At 38.4% G+C, this 20,881-nt stretch carries 21 protein-coding genes and 1 pseudogene; 16 read left to right on the top strand and 6 right to left on the bottom strand.

Features of this window, described 5'->3' with window-relative positions; all coding sequences use genetic code 11:
- The first annotated feature begins 1 nt into the window (after position 1).
- From EL079_RS05415 to EL079_RS05405, 3 genes are read left to right on the top strand one after another with little or no spacing between them, the layout of a single operon-like run.
- Positions 2-634 (top strand): response regulator transcription factor, encoded by a 633-nt coding sequence (locus EL079_RS05415; RefSeq protein ID WP_003031463.1) that lies wholly within the window; start codon positions 2-4, stop codon positions 632-634.
- Positions 635-673: 39 nt separating this feature from the next.
- Entirely contained in the window at positions 674-2,074 is a 1,401-nt protein-coding gene (locus EL079_RS05410) for a bifunctional Cof-type HAD-IIB family hydrolase/peptidylprolyl isomerase (RefSeq protein ID WP_003031456.1), read from the top strand.
- A 1-nt stretch (position 2,075) separates the two neighbouring features.
- The gene (locus EL079_RS05405) at positions 2,076-2,450 is read left to right on the top strand and encodes a S1 RNA-binding domain-containing protein (protein WP_018543641.1); all 375 of its coding nucleotides are present in this window, start codon (positions 2,076-2,078) and stop codon (positions 2,448-2,450) included.
- A gap of 125 nt (positions 2,451-2,575) precedes the next feature.
- Here EL079_RS05405 and EL079_RS05400 read toward each other — a convergent pair whose 3' ends face one another.
- The 3 genes from EL079_RS05400 to recX all read right to left on the bottom strand — a co-directional run bounded on the left by EL079_RS05400 (position 2,576) and on the right by recX (position 4,409).
- Entirely contained in the window at positions 2,576-2,893 is a 318-nt protein-coding gene (locus EL079_RS05400) for a DUF960 domain-containing protein (protein WP_003031462.1), read from the bottom strand.
- 119 nt (positions 2,894-3,012) lie between these two features.
- Entirely contained in the window at positions 3,013-3,546 is a 534-nt protein-coding gene (gene ntdP, locus EL079_RS05395; protein ID WP_003031472.1) for a nucleoside tri-diphosphate phosphatase, read from the bottom strand.
- An 86-nt stretch (positions 3,547-3,632) separates the two neighbouring features.
- Positions 3,633-4,409, bottom strand: a complete 777-nt coding sequence (gene recX, locus EL079_RS05390; protein WP_003031458.1) for a recombination regulator RecX — start codon at positions 4,407-4,409, stop codon at positions 3,633-3,635.
- 37 nt (positions 4,410-4,446) lie between these two features.
- Here recX and rlmD point away from each other — a divergent pair, with 37 nt between their 5' ends.
- Together rlmD and EL079_RS05380 are read left to right on the top strand one after the other, a co-directional pair.
- On the top strand, positions 4,447-5,805 hold the full coding sequence (rlmD, locus tag EL079_RS05385) for a 23S rRNA (uracil(1939)-C(5))-methyltransferase RlmD (protein WP_003031473.1): 1,359 nt from the start codon (positions 4,447-4,449) through the stop codon (positions 5,803-5,805).
- 1 nt (position 5,806) lies between these two features.
- Positions 5,807-6,238, top strand: coding sequence for a cytidine deaminase family protein (locus tag EL079_RS05380; RefSeq protein ID WP_003031475.1), 432 nt, complete (start codon positions 5,807-5,809; stop codon positions 6,236-6,238).
- 281 nt (positions 6,239-6,519) lie between these two features.
- Here EL079_RS05380 and EL079_RS05375 read toward each other — a convergent pair whose 3' ends face one another.
- Complete coding sequence (locus tag EL079_RS05375) at positions 6,520-7,452, bottom strand: nitronate monooxygenase (RefSeq protein WP_003031455.1); 933 nt, start codon at positions 7,450-7,452, stop codon at positions 6,520-6,522.
- 312 nt (positions 7,453-7,764) lie between these two features.
- On the opposite strand from EL079_RS05375, the gene EL079_RS05370 reads away from it, so the two are divergent.
- The 8 genes and pseudogenes from EL079_RS05370 to EL079_RS05335 all read left to right on the top strand — a co-directional run.
- Positions 7,765-7,998 (top strand): DUF1858 domain-containing protein, encoded by a 234-nt coding sequence (locus tag EL079_RS05370; RefSeq protein ID WP_018543642.1) that lies wholly within the window; start codon positions 7,765-7,767, stop codon positions 7,996-7,998.
- A complete protein-coding gene (locus tag EL079_RS05365; protein WP_003031227.1) occupies positions 7,998-9,362 on the top strand; it encodes a DUF438 domain-containing protein in 1,365 nt (454 codons plus the stop codon). The genes EL079_RS05370 and EL079_RS05365 overlap by 1 nt, the downstream gene beginning before the upstream one ends.
- A 10-nt stretch (positions 9,363-9,372) precedes the next feature.
- Positions 9,373-9,627, top strand: coding sequence for a DUF1912 family protein (locus EL079_RS05360; protein ID WP_003031233.1), 255 nt, complete (start codon positions 9,373-9,375; stop codon positions 9,625-9,627).
- Positions 9,628-9,963: 336 nt separating this feature from the next.
- On the top strand, positions 9,964-10,548 hold the full coding sequence (locus EL079_RS05355; protein WP_003031235.1) for a GNAT family N-acetyltransferase: 585 nt from the start codon (positions 9,964-9,966) through the stop codon (positions 10,546-10,548).
- 112 nt (positions 10,549-10,660) lie between these two features.
- Positions 10,661-11,995, top strand: a complete 1,335-nt coding sequence (locus tag EL079_RS05350) for a hypothetical protein (RefSeq protein WP_018543643.1) — start codon at positions 10,661-10,663, stop codon at positions 11,993-11,995.
- A gap of 25 nt (positions 11,996-12,020) precedes the next feature.
- Complete coding sequence (locus tag EL079_RS05345) at positions 12,021-14,672, top strand: valine--tRNA ligase (RefSeq protein WP_003030993.1); 2,652 nt, start codon at positions 12,021-12,023, stop codon at positions 14,670-14,672.
- 54 nt (positions 14,673-14,726) lie between these two features.
- Positions 14,727-15,554, top strand: a complete 828-nt coding sequence (locus EL079_RS05340) for a hypothetical protein (protein ID WP_003030992.1) — start codon at positions 14,727-14,729, stop codon at positions 15,552-15,554.
- A 178-nt stretch (positions 15,555-15,732) separates the two neighbouring features.
- A pseudogene (locus tag EL079_RS05335) lies at positions 15,733-16,206 on the top strand (DNA cytosine methyltransferase); the annotation flags it as partial.
- A 299-nt stretch (positions 16,207-16,505) separates the two neighbouring features.
- Here the strand turns inward: EL079_RS05335 and cysK are convergent.
- Together cysK and EL079_RS05325 are read right to left on the bottom strand one after the other, a co-directional pair.
- Entirely contained in the window at positions 16,506-17,429 is a 924-nt protein-coding gene (gene cysK, locus EL079_RS05330) for a cysteine synthase A (protein ID WP_003032904.1), read from the bottom strand.
- A gap of 98 nt (positions 17,430-17,527) precedes the next feature.
- The gene (locus EL079_RS05325; RefSeq protein ID WP_003032900.1) at positions 17,528-18,163 is read right to left on the bottom strand and encodes a YigZ family protein; all 636 of its coding nucleotides are present in this window, start codon (positions 18,161-18,163) and stop codon (positions 17,528-17,530) included.
- A gap of 56 nt (positions 18,164-18,219) precedes the next feature.
- Between EL079_RS05325 and EL079_RS05320 the strand changes: the two genes are divergently transcribed.
- From EL079_RS05320 to hpf, 3 genes are all read left to right on the top strand, one after another.
- Positions 18,220-19,521, top strand: a complete 1,302-nt coding sequence (locus EL079_RS05320; RefSeq protein WP_022524394.1) for a DEAD/DEAH box helicase — start codon at positions 18,220-18,222, stop codon at positions 19,519-19,521.
- Positions 19,518-20,183, top strand: coding sequence for a ComF family protein (locus EL079_RS05315; protein WP_003032902.1), 666 nt, complete (start codon positions 19,518-19,520; stop codon positions 20,181-20,183). Before EL079_RS05320 ends, EL079_RS05315 begins: the two co-directional genes overlap by 4 nt.
- A 77-nt stretch (positions 20,184-20,260) precedes the next feature.
- Complete coding sequence (gene hpf, locus EL079_RS05310) at positions 20,261-20,803, top strand: ribosome hibernation-promoting factor, HPF/YfiA family (protein ID WP_003032381.1); 543 nt, start codon at positions 20,261-20,263, stop codon at positions 20,801-20,803.
- Positions 20,804-20,881: the final 78 nt, after the last annotated feature.

Here is a 20,881-nt window from a genome sequence, read left to right as displayed (position 1 = left end):
GATGCATATTTTATTAGTAGATGACCATGAAATGGTACGACTTGGCTTGAAAGGTTATTTGGATTTACAAGACGATGTGGATGTAGTGGCAGAAGCTTCAAATGGTCGCGAAGGAGTTGAAAAAGCTTTGGAGTTGCGCTCGGATGTGATTATGATGGACATTGTTATGCCTGAAATGAGTGGGATTGAAGCGACACTTGCTATTTTGAAAGAATGGCCTGAAGCTAAAATTCTCATTTTGACTTCTTATTTGGATAATGAAAAAATTTATCCGGTTTTAGACGCAGGTGCTAAAGGATATATGCTGAAAACATCTAGTGCTGATGATATTTTACGAGCTGTCCGAAAAGTAGCTAAGGGTGAACTTGCCATTGAAACAGAGGTCAGCCAAAAAGTGGAATATCATCGAAATCATATTGAATTGCACGAAGATTTGACTGCGCGTGAGCGAGATATTTTAGGACTACTGGCAAAAGGTTATGAAAATCAACGCATAGCAGATGAATTATTTATTTCTTTAAAGACAGTGAAAACACATGTGTCCAATATCTTATCAAAGCTAGAAGTGAGCGATCGTACACAAGCTGTTGTTTATGCTTTCCAACATCACCTTGTCCCACAAGATGACATTTAGTGGTATAATAGAAAGCAGAATAATTCCTAGAGGGAGATTATGGACGCAAAATTAAAATATAAATCCAAAAAAATCAAAATCGTCTTTTTCGATATTGATGAGACGTTGCGAGTGAAAGAGACTGGCTATATTCCGGACTCTATCAAAACGGTGTTTAAACAGCTAAAAGAAAAAGGAATTTTGACAGGAATTGCTTCAGGGAGAGGGATTTTTGGTGTAGTTCCAGAGCTGAAAGCATTGCAGCCGGATTTCTTTGTCACTTTAAATGGTTCCTATGTAGAGGATAAAAAAGGAAATGTAGTTGTCCAGCATGTCATTCCCAAGGAAATGGTGGAGGCATACATTGCGTGGACGAAGGAAGTTGGGATTGACTTTGGTCTCGTTGGTAGTCATGAGGCAGCGCTTTCGACGCGAACACCGCTTATTGATGAAGCCATTGATATTGTTTATCCTAATTTACCTATTCAGCCGGATTTTTATCAAGATCACAACGTTTATCAAATGTGGACATTTGAAGATATTGGAGATAGTTTGCAATTGCCAAAAGACTTGGGAGAACAGTTGCGCTTGGTTCGCTGGCATCCGCATTCATCAGACGTGGTTCTGACAAATGGTTCAAAAGCATCTGGAGTTGCGACAGTTGTGGAGCATCTAGGGTTGAAGCCTGAGAATGTGATGGTTTTTGGAGATGAACTCAATGACTTAGAGTTGTTTGATTATGCAGGTATCAGCGTTGCTATGGGGATTTCCCATGAAAAGATCAAAGCAAAGGCTGACTTTGTGACAAAAACAGTAGAAGAAGACGGCATTTTTTATGCCTTAGAGGAGTTAGGAATGGTAGAAAAAGAATTGCATTTTCCGCAAGTGACGATTGAAAAAACAGAAGGTCCGAAAGCGACTATTAAAACCAACCACGGAGATTTGAAAATTCAACTATTTCCAGAGCAAGCGCCGAAGACAGTAGCGAATTTTATCGCTTTGTCAAAGGATGGCTACTATGATGGCGTGATTTTCCACCGCATTATCAAGGATTTCATGATTCAAGGTGGTGACCCAACTGGTACGGGCATGGGTGGCGAATCCATTTATGGTGAAAAGTTTGAGGATGAATTTTCACCAGAATTGTACAATATCCGTGGAGCACTTTCAATGGCTAATGCTGGTCCAAATACAAATGGCAGTCAATTTTTCATCGTGCAAAATAGCAAGATCCCTTATGCACAAAAGGAATTGGAACGAGGTGGTTGGCCAGCCCCGATTGCTGAGATCTATGCAAGCAATGGTGGAACGCCGCATTTGGATCGCCGGCATACTGTATTTGGGCAATTGCTAGACGAGGCTTCTTATCAAGTGTTAGATAAGATTGCGGCAGTTGAAACTGGTGCAATGGATAAACCGCTTGAGGATGTTGTCATTGAAACCATTGAGATTGAGGATTGAGATGAAAATTGGTGAAAAACTAAAAGGCCGAATTACTGGTATTCAGCCTTATGGTGCTTTTGTGGAACTAGAAACGGGTGCCATGGGATTGATTCATATCTCAGAAATTCGGACAGGCTATATCGAAAATATCCATGAAATTCTGCATGTTGACGATCAGGTCTTGGTGCAAGTGATGGACTATGATGAATTTTCAGGTAAGGCTAGTTTGTCAATGAGAACTCTGGAAGAAGAGAAGCATCATTTGCCTAAACGCCATCGCTTTTCAAATGACCGTTACAAGATTGGTTTTGCACCGCTCGCCAAAAGTTTGCCGACTTGGACCAAGGAAGCAATGGATTTTCTGAATCAATCAAAAGAAGAAACTGATGAATAAGCATCAAAGCAGACTTTAAATACTCAATATAAAGCCCTCAATAGAATGGTTCTATGAGGGCTTTTATGTGTTTTCGTACATTAAGGAGTGGTTGTATCATCACATATGCTCTACTTAATATACCATTACATCAAGGTATACTCATCTGGCAGCATAATAGTTTCTTTACCATTATTGTCAGTCACAAAGATTTCTCGTGGAAAAAATGGATCGAAAGCGTCATTAAAATCAAAAGAGACAGTAGTTGATAGACTTGCTTCGGAAAATCGAAATGTTAATTTTCCTTGATGGTTGATGAGTTCAAATCGAAGAAGTTCATCTAATTCAAACACACCTTTTAAAAAATTATCAATGATGTACCAGAAAGAATCAATAATGTCATCTGGCAAACTTGTTACAACGCCAAAGCTGGCATAACGTCCACGTGTATTTGTAAAAGCCATTGTTTCTTCCTTTCTGTGCTCATTCATCAAAGTATTTTCTATATGATACATAAAATAAGTTTGAATTGCAAGAAATTGTTCTTTGAAAATCAAAAAGGACCGGAGGTCCCTTGGCAACTTTAGCGATTCTTTAGCTCTACATAACGTTTGTACCAAATATTGACATAGGCTTGTGAAAAAGGTCCACGCTCATTATTAATCCAGTCTACTAAGATTTTCACATTCTCCTTGAGAATGTAATCTAAATCATTGGAATAGTTCATTTGCCGCTTGTGGCGCTCGTATTCATCTACATCCAGCAATCGCTTTTCACCATTGGTGAAGACTTTGACATCTAAATCATAATCTATGTATTTTAATGCTTCTGCATCAAGATAATAGGGGCTGGCTAGATTGCAATAGTAGGAAATCCCATTTTCGCGGATCATAGCGATAATGTTAAACCAATATTTTTTATGAAAATAGACAATAGCTGGCTCACGTGTCACCCAACGCCGCCCGTCACTTTCTGTGACCAAGGTATGGTCGTTGACACCAATAATGGCGTTTTCTGTTGTTTTTAGTACCATGGTGTCGCGCCAAGTGCGGTGCAGACTTCCATTATGCTTATAACTTTGAATTGTAATAAAGTCGCCTTCTTTTGGAAGCTTCATCTTCTACCAACTTTCTACAATTAATCAGGTTATCGCTCTTATTGTAACATATTTTCATGAAAAAACATAAATAAACCTTACATTTTTTATAGATATTCTCTGAGAGCGCTAGCAATATCAGAAAAATCGTAGCCTTTGCGAGCGAGTGCTTGGGTGAGGCGTTGTTTTAAATCATAGCCGTCGTATTTTTGGGAATACTTGCGGTATTGTTTGTCTAATTCTTTGTAAAGCAATTCTTGTTGTTTTTCGTCATCGTTTTCTATGGTAAGGCTTTGATAAGCTATTTTTGCTTCTTCATAGGAAAAGCCTTTATTGATGAGCTGTTGTAAGATTTTATCGTGAAGCGCTTTTTCTGGAAGCTTCCCTTGATATTTTTTGAGTAATTTTTGAGCAACTGTTTCTGCTAGATTTGTAAAATCATGTTGATGTAATTCATCATCAATGATAGAAGCAGCAATTCCTTTTTGTATTAACTTTTGCTTGAGTGCATATGCACCTTTGTCTCCAGACAAGAGGTTAGCATTGATAACAGCATGAGCATATTTGGCATCATCTAGCCAGTTGTCTTTTTTTAAGTTGTCAATAACGTGAACAATCGTTTCCTCTTCCATGTCGTGCTTGCGCAAATAATCATTGACTTCCTTTACAGTACGCTGCTTGAAAGAAAGATGATACAATGCCAGATTTTTTCCATAAGAAAATTGAGCATATTCTTGGATTTCTTTCAGCTCTTGCTCAGTAATGTTCATGCCTTTTGATAACATAAAATGAACAATGGTATCTTCGGTGATATACAGTTTTTCCGTCTCATCCAGCTCTAAGAGATAAAGCCGCTTTTTCTTTTCAATTTTTGTAATTTTCATGATTCTATTATACCTCAAAATATGGTAAGATAGGCTTATGAATCTGAAAGTAAAACAAAAAATCCCCTTGAAAATCAAAAAAATGGGAATCAACGGGGAAGGGATTGGATTTTATAAAAAGACATTGGTCTTTGTACCAGGTGCTTTAAAAGGTGAGGATATTTTTTGTCAAATCACGACGGTTAAGCGTAATTTTGTCGAAGCAAAACTGTTGACGATTAACAAACGCTCTAAGTATCGAGTAGAGCCTCCTTGTGAGATTTATGAAAAATGCGGGGGCTGCCAGATTATGCACTTGCATTATGATAAGCAACTGGAGTTTAAGACGGATCTGTTGCGGCAGGCTTTGAAAAAATTTGCACCTCAAGGTTATGAAAACTACGAGATTCGTCCAACGATTGGTATGCAAGAACCTCAATATTATCGAGCGAAGTTGCAGTTTCAAACACGGAAATTTAAGGGAGATGTAAAAGCGGGTCTTTATGCGCAGAATTCTCATTATCTGATTTCTTTGAAAAACTGTCTGGTTCAAGATAAGGTAACGCAGAGAATTATCAATAAAGTGGCCCTCCTTTTGGGGAAGTACAATTTTCCTATTTATGATGAGAGAAAAAATGCCGGCGTTCGGACGGTTATGATTCGCAGGGCTCGAAAAACGGGACAGGTGCAGATGATTTTTGTTACGGGAAAGAAGTTGGACTTTTCTCCAGTCATTCGTGATTTGTCAGCAGAATTTCCAGAGTTGGAAACAGTGGCGGTCAATTACCATACGACAAAATCAAGTGAAATCTATGGAGATAGGACGGAGATTATCTGGGGGAAAGAAACCATTCAGGAAGGTGTTTTGGATTACGAGTTTTCCTTATCGCCTAGGGCTTTTTACCAGCTCAATCCAGAGCAAACAGAGGTGCTTTACAGTGAAGCAGTTAAGGCTCTGGATGTCGATTCAAAGGATTGCCTGATTGATGCTTATTGTGGTGTGGGAACGATTGGCTTTGCTTTTGCTAAAAAAGTAAAGTCTCTTCGTGGCATGGATATTATACCAGAAGCTATTGAGGATGCTAAGCGAAATGCCAAGAAGATGGGCTTTGACAATGCTTATTATGAGGCTGGGACTGCTGAAAGCATTATTCCTCGTTGGTACAAGGAAGGTTACCGAGCAGATGCCTTGATTGTGGATCCGCCACGGACTGGCTTAGATGATAAGCTGCTTGAAACGATTGTTCGTTATGCACCAAAGAAAATGGTTTATGTCTCCTGTAATGTCTCTACTCTAGCTAGAGATTTGGTGCAATTGAGCAAGGTCTACGATGTTCATTATATTCAATCTGTGGATATGTTTCCCCACACAGCCCGGACCGAGGCTGTAGTGAAGTTGGTAAGGAAAGAGGATTAGAATGGATATTTGGGGAAAAATGTATGAAGAAGCCAAGAAGCTCTATGATCCGCATGAGGTATCGCCCTTTGTGTACGCTAATCATGTTGTAGCAGCTATTGAAGCAGAGGATGGAAAGATTTATACCGGCTTTTGCTTTGAAGGAACCTGTGGTGTTTTTCATCTCTGCGCTGAAAGGGCAGCAGCTTTTAATATGTATCAGTATTCTGGACAGACAAAAATGAAACGAGTATTGGCTTTTCGTGATAAACCGCCTTATGGCGGAGGTTCTGGTATGCCTTGTGGGGCGTGTAGAGAATTTCTAATGGAGTTGAATCCTGAAAATCGTCATCTGGAGTTTATGTTGGATTTTGAAAAACGAGAAACGATTACTTTGGGAGAACTCATGCCTTACTGGTGGGGGCAAGAACGTGCTGAAAATGACGGAAAATAATATAAAGTACTTTTACTGTATGTTAGAATAATATACAAGGCACCTCCTAACAACGAAAGTTCAAAGAATTAGGATGTAAAAATTGCAAAGAAGGTATCCTGTAGCAATGCTATTGATATTTTAGAGCATTTGGTAAATGGACTTGTTCATGAGTGAGTCTAGTTTGAGGCAGATGACAAATAGACGACAGAAGTTGAGCAACTAAAATGAAACGCAAATATTTTTAACTCCTTCAGCAATAGAAAAACTTGTAGAGATCGTTTTCTACAAGTTTTTCTATTTTACAAGGAAATCTCTGTGTTTTCCAATACTTTTTGTGCATCTGAGACGATTGTTTCAATGATTTCTTTGCATGGTCGGATTTCTTTTATCATACCAGCAATTTGACCGCACATCATGGAGCCGTTTTTGGTATCTCCGCCATATACAGCTTTTGAGAGAGCACCGATAGTAATCTCTTCCAATTCCTCACGGCTGGTACCTTTATTTTCAAGTTCTATATAATGGTCTGTCATTTCGTTTCGGATACAACGAACGGGGGCACCCGCCCTCCTGCCTGTGACAGCTGTATCTGTATCATTTGCCTTGAGAACGGCTTCTTTATAACTTTCAGCGATTGGGCATTCTTCTGACGCGAGAAATACCGTACCGAGTTGAGCTCCTTGTGCACCTAAAACGAAAGCAGCGGCAAGTCCACGACCGTCTGCAATACCTCCTGCACCAATTACGGGAATATCAACTGCATCAGCAATTTGTGGCAGCAAAGCCATAGTATTTGTACTACCGATATGACCACCTGCTTCGGATCCTTCAGCGATAACAGCATCAACCCCTAATTCTTGCATTTTTTTAGCATGTTTCACGCTGGCAATGACCGGAATAACCTTGATACCTGCTTCTTTGAGAGCGGGCAGAATGAATTTAGGAGTGCCAGCACCAGTTGTCACAACAGGAACTTTTTCTTCGATGATAACATTCACAAGCTCTTCGACATTTTTCAGCATCAGCATCACGTTAACAGCGAATGGTTTGTCTGTGAGTTTACGCAATTCACGAATTTCTTCGCGCAATTGGTCGCCAGTCATACCACCTGAAGCAATAATCCCCAAGCCACCCGCTTCTGAAACAGCAGCAGCCAACTGATAGTGAGAAATTTGCGCCATAGCACCTTGAAAAATTGGATATTTGATGTTTAGTAAAGTTGTAATAGACATACTATCTCCTTCATCCTGTTTTTGAAATTATTATATCACGATTATAAAAACGTTTTCAAATCCGTGATTTAATAAATTTTCTTTTGTTTGTGAAATATTTTGCTTTAAAAAGAGGGGCTATCAATTATTTTATTTGTGAAAAATACAAAATCATTTTATTATAACAATTACTTATACTATATTAAAAATAGTTATAGATGATGATTGATTCCAAAAAATGGAATGAGGCAAAGATAAGGAATGTGTTGATTTTGCTTAGAAAGCAACCGCTTTTTGTGTTATAATAATAGAAAAATGTTCATGAGGTGAAAAATGGATAACATCATTGATGTATCAATTCCTGTGGCAGAAGTAATTGACAAGCACCCAGAAGTGTTAGAAATTTTAGTGGAGCTCGGCTTTAAGCCGCTTGCCAATCCAATCATGCGCAATACGGTTGGTCGCAAGGTGTCGTTAAAGCAAGGTTCTAAGTTAGAGGGAACCCCTATGGATAAAATTGTCATGACATTAGAAGCAAATGGCTATGAAGTGGTGGGGCTAGACTAATGGCAGATGAACGAATTGAGATTTTAAAATCCATTTTGCTGGATTTGCACCATGGTGCAACAGCAGAAGAGGTTCAAGAGCAGTTTAACAAGCATTTTACAGGTGTTTCGGCTATTGAGATCAGTCTTATGGAGCACGAACTGATGAACTCGGATACGGGTGTAACCTTTGAGGATGTTATGTCGCTTTGCAATGTTCATGCGAATCTTTTTAAGGGAGCAGTGAAAAATGTAGAAGTGGCTGACACAGATCATCCAGGACATCCAGTTCAAATTTTTAAGCAGGAAAATCTGGCTCTGAGAGCGGCTCTGTTGCGGATCCGGCGCCTCCTTGATACCTATGCTCAAACAGATGATGCAGAAATGAAGACAGAGTTGGAAAAGGGGTTGATGCGCCAGCTGGGCTTGGTCGGTCAATTTGACATTCATTATCAGCGCAAGGAAGAGCTGATGTTTCCGATTATGGAGAAATACGGTCATGACTCACCACCCAAGGTTATGTGGGGTGTGGACGACCAGATTCGAGAGCTTTTTCAGGAAGCAAAGACTGCTGCTGAAGATTTGTCTAACCTAGGTATCGAGCCAGCTCGAGCAACATTTGAAAATTTTGCGGCTGAATTTGAGGCGATGATTTTCAAGGAAGAATCCATCTTGCTTATGATTTTGCTGGAATCTTTCACACAGGACGATTGGTTGAAAATTGCAGAAGAAAGTGATGCCTATGGCTATGCGATTATCAAGCCGGCTGAAAAGTGGGTACCAGCTCGTCAATCATTCACGGAGGCAGAAAAAGAGACTGCTGAGAAGACTGGAAGCGAAGCGGCAGCCCGTGACGAGTTGGTGTCAGACGGTACTATTCAGCAAGTCATTGAGACGCCTGATGGGCAGGTCACCATTTCCTTTAAACCAAAAAAGAAAAAGGCAGAAAACAATTTTGATCGACAGACCCAACAGCCGTTTGGACATGGCTATTTGTCAGTGGAAGAGGCAAATCTAATCTTGAATCATCTGCCGATGGAGATTACCTTTGTCAATAAGGAGGATATTTTCCAGTACTACAATGACAGTGTGCCAGCCGATGAGATGATTTTCAAGCGGACGCCGAGTCAAGTGGGGCGCAATGTCGAGCTGTGCCACCCGCCTAAGTCTTTGGAAAAGGTGCGCTTTATTTTTAAGGAATTGCGTGAAGGCAAGCGAGACAAGTTTGTTATGTGGTTCAAGTCTGAGTCGCGGGGAAAATTTGTTCATGTGACGTATGCGGCAGTGCGAGATGAAGCAGGAGAGTTTCAAGGGGTGCTAGAATATGTTCAAGATATTCAGCCTTTCCGTGATATTGAAGAAGATTTCTACCGAGGAGTAGATTAGAAGGTATATGATGACGTACGAACAAGAATTTTTAAAGGATTTTGAAGCTTGGGTCAAAACTCAGGTGGCAATCAACGAAATGGCTCTTCAAGAGAGTCAGAAAGTTTATGAGGAAGATAAAGATGAACGCGCTAAAGAAGCTGCGATTCGTTATGAGAGCCGTTTGGATGCTTATCAGTTTCTATTAGGGAAATTTGCCAACTATCAAGAGGGCAAGGGATTTCATGACCTACCAGACGGACTTTTTGGGCAGAGAAATTATTGATTTTCTCTAGAAAACATGTTAAACTAAATACATTAGAGGTGTTTTGAATCCCATTTGTCACAGAAAGCGGCACTGCTGAGAAATCCGCACAAATGTCAAAACTGGTTGCTAAGGCTAAAATTGAAATAATGGTGTCTTTTTGTTTACTTTTAGGACTAGGCAGCGAGTTGCGGATTGTACTGGCGTATGCCTAAGCGGGCTAACGACGTAATAAAAGATAAACAAGAAGATCAGAGTTGCGGGCGTCTGCCCGAAATTGGGTGGTACCGCGGAGTGATTCGTCCCTGTCATGTATGGCAGGGACGAATTTTTATAAGCGGAATGGGGAGAGAAATTATGATAAATATTTTAGGTCAAATTGAAGATAATAAACTTCCTAATATTGAGACAGAGCGGCTGTATTTGCGCCAACGTCTAGTCTCAGATGCTAAAGAGATTTTTGCTTATGCGAGTTTGCCAGAGGTGACTTGGCCAGCTGGTTTTCCACCTGCAGAAAGCGTGGAAGAAGAGGAAAATTATCTCGAAAACATTATGCCAAAGCGCTGGATTGAGCAAAAAATACCGTCTGGTTATGGTATCTGCTTAAAAGGAACAGATGAAGTCATTGGCTCAATTGATTTTAATCATCGCCATGCTGATGATGTTCTTGAAATGGGCTATCTGCTTCATCCAGATTATTGGGGGCAAGGACTCGTGCCAGAAGCTGCGCGTGCGCTGTTGGAAGTTGGATTTACCCTACTCAATCTCCACAAAATTGAAATTGAATGTTATGGTTACAACAAAGCAAGCCAGCGTATTGCTGAAAAACTTGGCTTCACCCTCGAATTTCGCATTCGTGACCGCAAAGACGCACAAGGCAAACGCTGTGATTTATTGCGTTATGGATTGCTGAGAAGTGAGTGGGAGACACAGAAAAAATAAATGAAACTGTGTAAACTTGCATAAGTTAAAATTTAATAATTTGTAAAAAATGTTATTACAAATTGAACTGCTCGAAAAAATCGACCAGTTCAGTAAGAAGGGGGAAAATAGAATGGAAAGAATAGTTTTATACGTATTAGCATTACTGCCTCTTCTTTCAATAGTTTCTTTGTTGCTATTAGCTATTTTGCTTTTTCCGATAACTTTACTTCCAAATAGTATTTTACCAGTTGCTCCAATATATATTGTTGAACTTATTTTAGGAATACTACTGGCTTTATATGGATTTAGATTAAGAAGATTGCAAATAGATAATAAACTTCAAATTATCTATTGGATTCTTTTAGGAGTATCAGCTGGAGTGCTATTACTTTTGAAATATAGATTAATTATTTTATTTCAGCCGATTTTACCTATAGTTTACCTTGCTTTATTTGAGCAAAGATTTCAAGCCATTAAGAAATTTTTTCAAAAAAGTATAGGCGTGTTTGCTTTTTTTAATCTGTTTGACACACTTTTTATTGGTTTATGTTTTTTGATAAAAAATAATGTAAATTATATAGAAAACGTTTTAAGTAGTTTTTTTGAAATTTTTAACGAACTTCATCTATCTCAAAAAGTTTTTGAGACTACTGTCATAATTTTAATAAGCCTATTGTTGTTCATATTTTTACCATTATTAAAAGGAAGTATATCTGTTTGGATTTATAAAAGACAAAATGAAATTTCTGTACAATCAGGGAAGGTACTTTGGAATTCCTATCTAGAGGCATATTTTGGTTCGACGATATCTGTTTTAATGTATCTTAGCTTATTACTACAAGTAAATGATTTATCTTTTAGTACAGTATTCACTCTTTTTTTACCTATGTCAATAAATATTTGCTTTTGGATGCAAGTGTATGAAAATATAAACAGAGGTGGAGAAGACAAAGAATCGGAGATATCAAAATGGACATTAATTGGCACAGCGCTATTCATATTGTTTCTTTTAGATCAAATTGAAAGTGATTTGATTGGAATTTTTATGTGGTTCTTGCCTATTTTCATACCAAGTTTCATTGGTGGCATAAATTTACAACAATCACGAGAAAAATACTCCAAATTTACCAAGACCCTAAAGCTGAAAAAGCATTTACACTGGCTACAGATAGTGAGTTTTAATACATTATTTATATTAAATGTATTATCATCATTATTTACAAAAAAAATAATAAAGAACAATGAAATTGTAGAAATCAATACACTAAAAGATGCAATTGCAAATGCTATTAATTATATGTTGAGTATGATAAATAAATCCACTTCGCCTAATTTTGTTTCTAATATCTTAGCTACTACTATAATAATAGTTTTTTCGTATTCATTTGCACAATGGATGAGTAAAAAAATAATTAAACGATTGAAAAGGTATTATTTAGATTCGTCAAAAGGATATTTCAATTAATGAAGTTTATAAAAGGAGAACACACATGTCAAAAGAACTTTCACCAAAATATAACCCAGCTGAGGTTGAGGCTGGGCGTTATCAAAAATGGTTAGATGAGGATGTTTTCAAGCCTTCTGGCGATAAGAAAGCTCATCCGTATTCTATCGTTATTCCACCACCAAACGTCACTGGTAAACTTCACCTTGGTCACGCTTGGGATACTACTTTGCAAGATATTATTATCCGTCAAAAACGTATGCAAGGTTTTGATACTTTATGGCTTCCTGGTATGGACCATGCGGGGATTGCAACACAAGCAAAAGTTGAGGCACGTCTGGCTGAAGATGGTATCTCACGCTATGACCTTGGTCGTGAAAAATTCCTTGATAAAGTCTGGGAATGGAAAGATGAATATGCATCAACAATCAAACAACAATGGGGTAAAATGGGTATCTCTGTTGACTACTCACGTGAACGTTTCACCCTTGATGAAGGATTGTCAAAAGCAGTTCGTAAAGTCTTTGTTGAACTTTATAAAAAAGGTTGGATTTATCGTGGTGAATTTATCATCAACTGGGATCCAAAAGCTCGTACAGCCCTTTCTGATATCGAAGTTATCCACAAAGATGTCGAAGGTGCTTTCTACCACATGAACTACATGTTGGAAGATGGTTCACGTAGCCTTGAAGTTGCCACAACTCGTCCTGAAACAATGTTCGGTGACGTAGCCGTTGCGGTTAACCCAAATGATGACCGTTACAAAGATTTGATTGGTCAAAATGTTATCCTTCCAATCGTTAACAAAGCTATTCCAATCGTCGGTGATGAACACGCTGACCCAGAATTTGGTACTGGTGTAGTTAAAATCACTCCAGCACACGACCCTAATGACTTCTTAGTTGGTCAGCGTCATAACTTGCCACAAATCAACGTCATGAATGATGATGGTACAATGAACGAACTTGCTGGTGAATTTGCTGGTATGGACCGCTTTGAAGCTCGCAAAGCTGTCGTTAAAAAATTGGAAGAAATCGGTGCGCTTGTTGAAATCGAAAAAATGGTTCATAGCGTTGGTCACTCAGAACGTACTGGTGTGCCAGTTGAACCACGTTTGTCAACACAATGGTTCGTTAAAATGGACCAATTGGCTAAAAATGCGATTGCTAACCAAGACACTGATGACGAAGTGAAGTTCTACCCACCACGTTTCAACGATACTTTCCTACAATGGATGGAAAACGTTCACGACTGGGTTATCTCTCGTCAATTATGGTGGGGTCACCAAATTCCTGCATGGTACAATGCTGAAGGTGAAATGTACGTCGGTGAAGAAGCTCCAGAAGGTGACGGATGGACTCAAGACGAAGATGTGCTTGATACTTGGTTTAGTTCAGCCCTATGGCCATTCTCAACAATGGGTTGGCCTGACACAGACTCAGAAGATTTCAAACGTTACTTCCCAACATCTACATTGGTAACTGGTTATGATATCATCTTCTTCTGGGTATCACGTATGATTTTCCAATCATTGGAATTCACAGAACGCCGTCCATTTGAAAACGTGCTTATCCACGGTCTTATCCGTGACGAACAAGGACGTAAAATGTCTAAATCACTTGGTAACGGTATTGATCCAATGGATGTTATCGAAAAATATGGTGCTGATGCGCTTCGATGGTTCTTGTCAAATGGTTCTGCACCAGGTCAAGACGTTCGTTTCTCTTACGAAAAAATGGATGCAGCTTGGAACTTTATTAACAAAATCTGGAACATCTCTCGTTACATTTTGATGAACAATGAAGACCTTACACTTGACCAAGCTAGCGCAAATGTTGAAAAAGTTGCTGCTGGTACAGCTGGTAACGTTACAGACCGTTGGATTCTCCACAACTTGAACGAAACAATCGCTAAAGTCACTGAAAACTTTGATAAATTTGAATTCGGTGTGGCTGGTCACATTCTTTACAACTTCATCTGGGATGAATTTGCTGACTGGTATGTTGAGTTGACTAAAGAAGTGCTTTACAGCGACAATGAAGACGAAAAAGTTATTACTCGCTCAGTTCTGCTTTACACACTTGATAAGATCCTTCGTTTGCTTCACCCAATCATGCCGTTTGTGACGGAAGAAATCTTTGAACAAATTTCTGAAGGTTCAATCGTAACAGCTGAATACCCAACAGTTAACCCCGCATTTGAAAATGAAGCAGCGCACAAAGGTGTTGAAAGTCTTAAAGACCTGATCCGTGCTGTACGTAACGCACGTAGCGAAGTGAACGTTGCTCCAAGCAAACCAATTACACTTCTTGTGAAAACAAGCGACAGCGAATTAGAAGCATTCTTCAACGCTAATGTCAACTACATCAAGCGTTTTACAAATCCAGAGCATTTGGAAATCGCGGAGGACCTTGCTGTGCCAGAATTAGCTATGTCTAGCATCATCACAGGAGCAGAAATCTATCTGCCTCTCGCTGACTTGCTCAACGTTGAAGAAGAACTAGCTCGCCTCAACAAAGAACTGGCAAAATGGCAAAAAGAGCTAGACATAGTTGCCAAAAAACTCGGTAACGAAAAATTCGTCGCTAACGCGAAACCAGAAGTTGTCCAAAAAGAACGCGACAAACAAGTCGATTACCAATCTAAGTATGATGCGATAGTAGCGCGGATTGAAGAGATGAAGAAGTTGGTAAAATGAAGCTAATTTCTTGTAGTTTGTAGTAGATTTTTGGGAAAGAGGGGAAAAATTTAAATGAATTTTGAAAATATAGTGAAAATATTGACTGGTTTTATTACATATGGAATACCTGTTTTATCTTTTTTATGGCAAATAAAAAGTGACTTTTCTGATAAAAAACAGATAGAGTCTATAGTATCTAATTTTAATTACCAAAACAATTCAAATTTTGACTTTAAGGATATAAATATTCAAAATGGTTACATTCAAGTTAATAATCCACAGAACATAAATATAGAACTAAGGAAAGAACTTGATAAATTTGAGAAGGACAGATTAGAAGACAAAAAATTTTTATCGAACAATCTATACCGAGTATCTTTTTTGATTATTTTCTTTGTTTATATTTTAAATTTAATTAATAATGATTGGAATGATTTCAAAAATATATCTTCGGTTTGGGAAACAAGTATTATTAAAAATAATCTAGTTTTATCGTTTGATGCAACTTTGAAGCAAGTGTTATTAATGGCCGTAATCTATATTATTTTAGTAGTTATTAAGTACCTACTAGATAAGCAAAGTCGCATCAAAACTTTAGGGTTTATATTAGCTTTCGTTTTATACTTATTTACTTATTTAGAGATTAAGGATGGTTTTATACGGCTTTTTAAATATCCTATTATTTTATCTGATTTCTCAATGATTATTATTTCATTCCTTGTAGCATCAATTGTTCTGCTCTTATTATTCTTTAGTCTGAAAACTCTAATTGAAAGATTATTCAATTTGATTTTAGTATACAAATCCAAAATAAAAACAACACTTATTAACACCATTTCTTCTATAAGTGTAGTTATTGCTCCAATATTTATTCTTGTTATCAAATTTATATTTAAATAATAATTACCAATTATTTTGGTGTAAGCATAATTGAGTAATGTATATTAGTTAATATGATAGTAATAAATAAAAAAATCGAAAAATGTAAAATCAACCTTATTGATTAACAGACTAGATTTTCTATTTTTTACCATTCCACGTATTATATTAAATAAACCAACATTCTAGAAGGTAAACCATGACAAATTCTGTAAGTTCGCACCAGCCTGAGAAGTACAACATTGCAGCCTTCTTCTCAGGAGTTGGTGGGATTGAGTTGGGATTTGAACAGACCAACGAGTTCAGAGTGGTGTATGCCAACGAGTTTGACAAGTACGCACGGCGTACTTATGAGTTAAACTATCCAGATACTTTTTTGGATAGTCGTGACATCCATGCGGTGAAGCCGGAGGAGATTCCAGCTGAGCGTGTGGATGTGGTGATGGGAGGTTTCCCATGCCAAGCCTTTAGTATTGCGAGTTATCGTAAGGGACTTGATGATGATCGTGGGGATTTGTTTTTTGAACTGTTTCGTATGATTGAAGGGTAGAAACATTGGGTAATTTTCATTGAAAATGTTAAAAATATGGTTGGTCATGACAACGGTAATATCTTCAAGGCCATTTGCGAAGCCTTGACTGAAAACAAAGATATGCAAAACTATGTTGTTCTGATTATCAATTCTAAGTTTCAAGAGACTGTTTTTTAACGAGCTTTTCACGCTGTAGGGGAGGATATTTCTAATACATCTTATACTAAAGAATTTTAATAATTGTTGATTGTTAGCTAGTGAAAGCAACAAATCGAATGGATGCAGTATTTTTATAGATTTGAACATACAGAAAAGAGAGAACGAATTTCGTTCTCTCTAGCTGTTAATTAGCTGACATTGATATATTACAGTTATCATTGGTAAACTGTTAGTAAATCCAAATTTAAAGTTTGTATGTGTACATGCCTTGATTTCTAAATCTAAAAATTATAGAGAGCGGTTGAGAGGTAGCGCTCGCCGTTATCTGGAGCAAGAGCTAGGACTTTCTTGCCTGCGCCTAATTTTTTGGCGACTTCAAGTGCGGCATAGATAGCTGCGGCAGAAGAAATTCCTACAAGAAAGCCTTCTTGTCCACCGACACGGCGTCCAAGGTCGAGCGCTTGATCAGAAGTAACGCGGACAATACCGTCATAAGCTTGAATGTCTAGTGTTTCTGGGATAAAACCAGCTGAAATTCCTTGAATCTTGTGTGGTCCAGGCTTTTCACCTGACAGGATAGCGGACTCATCGGCTTCAACTGCGTAAACTTGTATATTTGGATTGACTTTTTTGAGAGCGTGAGAAACGCCAGAAATTGTACCACCTGTGCCAACTCCACCGACAAAGGCATCCAATCCTTTTTCACCGAAAGCAGCAATAATTTCTGCTCCTGTTGTTCTTTCGTGTACTTCAGGATTAGCTGGATTGTTGAACTGTAGCGGCAGCCATCCGTTGCGTTCTTTGGCGATTTCTTCAGCTTTGGCAATCGCACCTTTCATTCCCTCACTTCCGGGAGTGAGCACCAATTCGGCGCCATAAGCTTGGATAATTTTGCGGCGTTCCACACTCATGGTTTCTGGCATAACAATAACGACCTTATAACCTTTAGCTGCACCGACCCAAGACAAACCGATTCCGGTATTTCCGCTGGTTGCTTCGACAATGGTTGCACCCGGCTGAATCAAGCCCTCTTGCTCAGCGGTCTCAATCATGCTAAGAGCAATGCGATCTTTGACGGATGACCCCGGATTGAAAGCTTCTAGCTTGACATAGACATCAGCAGCGCCTTCTGGAACCAGCTTGTTCAATTTCACAATAGGAGTATTTCCAATGAGTTCTGTAATGTTATGATAAATTTGTGCCATAAATGATACCTCAATAATAGTGATAGAAACAGTATAAAACGAAAAAAAGTCTTTGTAAAATATAAAAAAACTATCAAGGTGATAGCTTTTTTTAATATTTAGGATAAAGAAATGGGAACTTCAACTTTCCGTAATCCTTGATCAGTAATGTCGATTTTTCCATTAAACAACTCAATTAACTCCTCTATAACGCTGTCCTTATCATCTTTATCAACAAAAATGGTCGTTTGGACTTGTTCTGTAAAGGATGTATCTTGTTCTTGTAAATGGTTAGCTTTAAGAAAATTGGGTAATTCTTGATATTGACTGTAAGAGAGAGCGATTCTCAGCCCAAGCTGTTCTTTTATATGGACGATCCCGATTTCTTTGATAGCTAAAGCAACGTTGCTGCTATACGCCCGAATAAGACCTCCTGCCCCTAGCTTGATACCACCAAAATAGCGTGTCACGACAGCACAGACATTAGTTAGTTGCTGATTTTCTAAAACGCCTAACATAGGTACACCAGCAGTTCCGCTGGGTTCGCCATCATCGCTACTTCGCTTCATTTCGCTCTTCTCTCCTAATATAAAGGCAGAGCAGTTATGAGTAGCTTTGTAGTGTTCTTTTTTGACAGCCTGAATAAAATTTCGTGCTTCGTTCTCTGTTGTTACACGCTTGATGTGACAAATAAAGCGCGATTTTTTGATTTCTTCTTGGACTTGTCCGTCCTCTTTGATTGTTCTAAACTCCATATCTTCATTTTACAAAAAAACTTGTATTTTGCCAAAGTTTTTTCGAATAAATAGATATGATAGAATTACAAGATTGCTTAGGCCGTATGTTTACAAAAGCACAACTACCAGCAGAATTGCAATTATATGCGCAAACTTTACCAGCAATGAAAGAAGAAAAAGGAAAATTATGTTGCAATCGTTGTGGGCAAGCAGTTGATAAAGAAAGACACCAACTGCCAATAGGTGCTTACTACTGTAGATCCTGCTTGATCTTAGGAAGGGTTAGAAGTGATGAAGATCTCTACTATTTTCCACAGGAAGAGTTTCCTAAAGCGAATGTCTTGAAATGGCAAGGAAAGTTGACAGAATTTCAAGCTAAGGTTTCTCAAGGACTTGTAGAGGCGGTTACCAAACGCAAAGATAGCTTGGTTCACGCAGTCACAGGAGCCGGAAAGACGGAAATGATCTATCAGGTGGTGGCACAAGTCATCAATCAAGGCGGAGCCGTCTGCTTAGCTAGCCCCAGAATTGATGTCTGCTTAGAACTTTATCGCAGACTGAAAGTAGATTTTACCTGTGATATTTCACTCCTGCGCGGCGAATCAGAAGCATATTCCCGCAGTCCTCTCGTGATTGCCACCACACATCAGCTTCTCAAATTTTATCAAGCATTTGATCTTCTTATCGTTGATGAAGTAGATGCCTTTCCTTATGTGGACAATCCGATGCTTTATCATGCAGTTCATCAGGCAGTCAAAGTAGAGGGGACGAAGATTTTCTTAACAGCAACTTCCACAGATGAGCTGGATAAAAAAGTGGCTAAAGGAGAATTAACTCGTTTGAGTCTACCCAGACGTTTTCATGGCAATCCTTTGATTGTTCCGCAAAAAATTTGGTTGGCGGATTTTCAAAAATATCTTGGTCAAAAGAAGCTAGTTACCAAGCTAAGGCAGTTTATTCAAAAGCAGAGAAAAACAGGATTTCCACTTCTTATTTTTGCTTCCGAGATCAGAAGAGGGCAGGAGCTGGCAGAGATTCTCCAAAGCAATTTTCCAAATGAAAAAGTTGGTTTTGTAGCTTCGACGACTGAAAATCGACTAGAAATTGTAGAGAAGTTTCGTCAAAAAGAAATCACGATTTTGGTAACGACGACGATTTTGGAGCGTGGGGTGACCTTTCCTTGTGTAGATGTTTTCGTGGTGGAAGCCAACCACCGTCTGTTTAGTCGCAGCGCTCTGGTACAAATCGCTGGACGCGTCGGTCGCAGTATGGATCGACCGACAGGCGAGTTAATCTTTTTTCATGATGGTACAACTATGGCGATAGAAAAAGCGATTAAAGAAATTCAGGAGATGAATCAGGAGGCCGGTTTATGAATTCATGTGTTTTATGTGAAAATACACTTGATGAAAAACTAACATTCTGTGATTTATTGACCTTGAAGAAGCCAAAAGCAAGGGCTTGTGATGACTGTTTTGAAAAATTTCAGCGCATTTCAGCGCAGCATTGCCCGAAGTGCTATCGTGAAGGGACGTGCGAAGTCTGCATGGATTGCCAAGTATGGATAAAAAAAGGAAAAGAAGTTTTCCATAAAAGCTGCTTTATGTATAACGAAGCTATGAAAGACTTCTTTAGTCAATACAAATTTCAAGGAGATTATGCCCTTTATTCTGTATTTACAGAAGTTTTGCAAAAGGAATTAAAAAGATACAGCGATTATACGCTTGTTCCCATTCCTATAAGTGCCAAAAAGTATCAGACAAGAGGGTTTAATCAAGTGACAGCTCTTCTTGAGGGCGCAAAGTTGCCATTTAAGGAAGTTTTAGAAAAGCATGATACAATTGCTCAATCCAGTAAAACAAGAGAGGAGCGATTGCAAAGCCGGCAGTGTTTTAAATTGAAAGACAACGTTCAACTTCCACTCAAAATCCTTTTGATAGATGACATTTATACAACAGGCTCAACCCTACAATTAGCCAAGGAAATTTTAGTGGAAGCGGGAGTGAAAGAAATTGTGACATTTTCATTAGCCAGATGATAAAAAATTTGCAAAAAAAAAATGAAAGCGTTATAATAAAATAAAGAAAAACAAATGCTTAGAAAGAAGGTACTTATATGATTAAATATAGTATCCGTGGTGAAAACCTAGAAGTAACAGAAGCTCTTCGTGATTACGTAGTTTCTAAACTTGAAAAAATCGAAAAATATTTCCAAGCTGATCAAGAATTGGATGCGCGTGTAAACTTGAAAGTCTATCGTGAAAAAACAGCCAAAGTTGAAGTAACTATTCCACTTGGTTCTATCACTCTTCGTGCAGAAGATGTTTCTCAAGATATGTATGGTTCTATTGACTTGGTGACAGATAAAATTGAACGTCAAATTCGTAAAAATAAAACAAAGATTGAGCGTAAAAACCGTAATAAAAAATCAACCAGTCAGTTATTTACAGATGCTGTTATTGAAGAAGTAGAGGCTGCACCTGCAAAAGTCGTTCGCTCCAAACAAATTGACTTAAAACCAATGGATTTAGAAGAAGCTCTTCTTCAAATGGATTTATTGGGACATGACTTCTTCATCTATACTGATGTAGAAGACAACACAACCAATGTTTTGTATCGTCGTGAAGACGGTGACGTTGGCTTGCTTGAAGTGAGATAATCAATCAATCCTCTGATTCATATCAGGGGATTTTTTATGTGGTCTGCAATCAGCTCGAGATAATTGCAAAAAACTGTA

The organism is Streptococcus anginosus, from assembly GCF_900636475.1.
GTDB classification, from domain to species: domain Bacteria; phylum Bacillota; class Bacilli; order Lactobacillales; family Streptococcaceae; genus Streptococcus; species Streptococcus anginosus.
This window is presented reverse-complemented; position numbering and strand designations above follow the sequence as displayed.

Bases quoted from the DNA above. Each gene is read 5' to 3' on its own strand.
- EL079_RS05415 (WP_003031463.1), top strand. From the start codon at position 2: ATGCATATTTTATTAGTAGATGACCATGAAATGGTACGACTTGGCTTG.
- EL079_RS05410 (WP_003031456.1), top strand. From the start codon at position 674: ATGGACGCAAAATTAAAATATAAATCCAAAAAAATCAAAATCGTCTTT.
- EL079_RS05405 (WP_018543641.1), top strand. From the start codon at position 2,076: ATGAAAATTGGTGAAAAACTAAAAGGCCGAATTACTGGTATTCAGCCT.
- EL079_RS05400 (WP_003031462.1), bottom strand. From the start codon at position 2,893: ATGGCTTTTACAAATACACGTGGACGTTATGCCAGCTTTGGCGTTGTA.
- ntdP (WP_003031472.1), bottom strand. From the start codon at position 3,546: ATGAAGCTTCCAAAAGAAGGCGACTTTATTACAATTCAAAGTTATAAG.
- recX (WP_003031458.1), bottom strand. From the start codon at position 4,409: ATGAAAATTACAAAAATTGAAAAGAAAAAGCGGCTTTATCTCTTAGAG.
- rlmD (WP_003031473.1), top strand. From the start codon at position 4,447: ATGAATCTGAAAGTAAAACAAAAAATCCCCTTGAAAATCAAAAAAATG.
- EL079_RS05380 (WP_003031475.1), top strand. From the start codon at position 5,807: ATGGATATTTGGGGAAAAATGTATGAAGAAGCCAAGAAGCTCTATGAT.
- EL079_RS05375 (WP_003031455.1), bottom strand. From the start codon at position 7,452: ATGTCTATTACAACTTTACTAAACATCAAATATCCAATTTTTCAAGGT.
- EL079_RS05370 (WP_018543642.1), top strand. From the start codon at position 7,765: ATGGATAACATCATTGATGTATCAATTCCTGTGGCAGAAGTAATTGAC.
- EL079_RS05365 (WP_003031227.1), top strand. From the start codon at position 7,998: ATGGCAGATGAACGAATTGAGATTTTAAAATCCATTTTGCTGGATTTG.
- EL079_RS05360 (WP_003031233.1), top strand. From the start codon at position 9,373: ATGACGTACGAACAAGAATTTTTAAAGGATTTTGAAGCTTGGGTCAAA.
- EL079_RS05355 (WP_003031235.1), top strand. From the start codon at position 9,964: ATGATAAATATTTTAGGTCAAATTGAAGATAATAAACTTCCTAATATT.
- EL079_RS05350 (WP_018543643.1), top strand. From the start codon at position 10,661: ATGGAAAGAATAGTTTTATACGTATTAGCATTACTGCCTCTTCTTTCA.
- EL079_RS05345 (WP_003030993.1), top strand. From the start codon at position 12,021: ATGTCAAAAGAACTTTCACCAAAATATAACCCAGCTGAGGTTGAGGCT.
- EL079_RS05340 (WP_003030992.1), top strand. From the start codon at position 14,727: ATGAATTTTGAAAATATAGTGAAAATATTGACTGGTTTTATTACATAT.
- cysK (WP_003032904.1), bottom strand. From the start codon at position 17,429: ATGGCACAAATTTATCATAACATTACAGAACTCATTGGAAATACTCCT.
- EL079_RS05325 (WP_003032900.1), bottom strand. From the start codon at position 18,163: ATGGAGTTTAGAACAATCAAAGAGGACGGACAAGTCCAAGAAGAAATC.
- EL079_RS05320 (WP_022524394.1), top strand. From the start codon at position 18,220: ATGATAGAATTACAAGATTGCTTAGGCCGTATGTTTACAAAAGCACAA.
- EL079_RS05315 (WP_003032902.1), top strand. From the start codon at position 19,518: ATGAATTCATGTGTTTTATGTGAAAATACACTTGATGAAAAACTAACA.
- hpf (WP_003032381.1), top strand. From the start codon at position 20,261: ATGATTAAATATAGTATCCGTGGTGAAAACCTAGAAGTAACAGAAGCT.